General features: G+C 38.8%; 1 protein-coding gene. It reads right to left on the bottom strand.

What is annotated here, in order from left to right; translation table 11 throughout:
* Positions 1 to 42: 42 nt before the first annotated feature.
* A protein-coding gene (locus WKU33_RS18765; protein WP_340456107.1) for an IS3 family transposase occupies positions 43 to 1,610 on the bottom strand; the annotation gives its coding sequence in 2 pieces (ribosomal slippage) (positions 43 to 950 and positions 950 to 1,610; 1,569 coding nt in all).
* Positions 1,611 to 1,681 lie beyond the last annotated feature (71 nt).

The following is a 1,681-nucleotide window of genomic DNA, read 5'->3' on the forward strand; positions in this document are numbered from 1 at the left end:
GTGAACTGCGCCCTGTCAAGTGGACAGTGAAAAAATAAAAATCTATGCCGCAGCCTGGTACCTATATTCTAACGGTGCTAGGCTGTTTAATTTCGTTTGGTATCGTTCTTCATTATAAAATTCCATATAAGCGTCAATATCGTCCACTAATTCTTCATAGCTCGTGTAATGCTTTAGGTCATAACATTCGCATTTAAAATGACCAAAGAAGCTTTCAATCGGTGCGTTATCAATACAATTGCCTACACGTGACATACTGCGGGTCATCCCAGCTTCTGTCGTAAGGTAACGATATTCCTTTGATGTGTATTGTGAACCACGATCGCTGTGTATTAAAGGGGCTGCGTCAGGATTTGCCTCTATAGCTTCTTTTAGCGTGTTCATAACCAAAGGATTGTCATTATAGCGCCCAACCTGATAGGCGACAATCGAACCGTCATAAAGGTCCTTAATGGCACTTAAATAAGCCTTGTTACCAAAGCCATACGTCATATGCGTGATATCCGTTACCCACTTCTCATTCGGTTTCTCCGCAGTAAATTCACGATTTAAAATATTTTCTTCAATATTGATATAGCTTGTCTTCGTGGAATAGCCATTCGAGCGACGAATATGCGATTTTAAGCCCATTTGAATCATTAAGCGTCGAATTCTTTTCTCGTCATATTGTTTCTTATATTTGCGATTGATCGCCATGGTTATTCGACGATAGCCGAAGTTACCGTTATACTTTCTGAATTCCTCTTTCACTTTTTTCATGAGCCATTCATTTTCCCTTTGTCGTTCCGTAGGTTTATGTTTCAACCATTTATAGTAACCGGATCGGGATACATCTAAAATTTCACAGAGTAATAGAATGGGTATTGTTGTCTCCTTGTGATAGTCATGAATCGCTTGAAATTTAGCTAGGTGTTTACCTAGTCGCGCTGCCCCATCCCCCTTTCGATTTCCTTCAACTTTTTTAATAAGCCATTTTCCGCCTCTAAATACTGATTACGGTGTTCCAGTTCTTTAATACGAAGTTGTAATTTCTCTTCTTCGGTAAGGCTAGCCTTTGATTCTAGAGTTTTTCCACGACGATCCTGAAGACCCTGTTTCCCATCTTTTCCATATTTACGTACCCAGCTATATACTTGTTGATAAGAAACGTTATACTTTTTAGCCGCCTCATGATAATTGCATTCGTTCGCAATCGTATATTGGACAATTTCAATGCGTTCTTGAAGTGTGGTTTTACGCCCTTTATTCATTGCTTCTCTTCCTCCAGTGGATTTAAATTCTTTTCCACTAGTATAATGCTTTACCCACCGGGATAAAACAGAACGACTTGAGATATCGAATTTTTTGCAGGTTTCTTCTAAGTTCCCCTCATGGTTCAAGTAAAACTCGACTGCTTGCATCTTCAATTCTTTAGAGTACGTTTTCGGACCTGTTGATTCCTTTAAACCCTCTACACCATGTAGTTGATATTTGCGAATCCAAGCCTGAATGGTAGTGTGGCTAACAGTGTATTTTTTTGCAACAACACTATCGGGCATCTTTCCCTCGAGCACATACAATACAGCTTGAATCTTTTCATCCAATGTGTGTTTCATTACTCGCTTAGACATAATAAATGCTCCCTTTTATAGTAATAGAGATTTTTTATTATTTCTCTGTCTACTATAAAGGGAGCATATCA

It is taken from the genome of Oceanobacillus sp. HCA-5259 (assembly GCF_037892815.1).
Taxonomy (GTDB): Bacteria; Bacillota; Bacilli; order Bacillales; family Amphibacillaceae; genus Oceanobacillus; species Oceanobacillus indicireducens.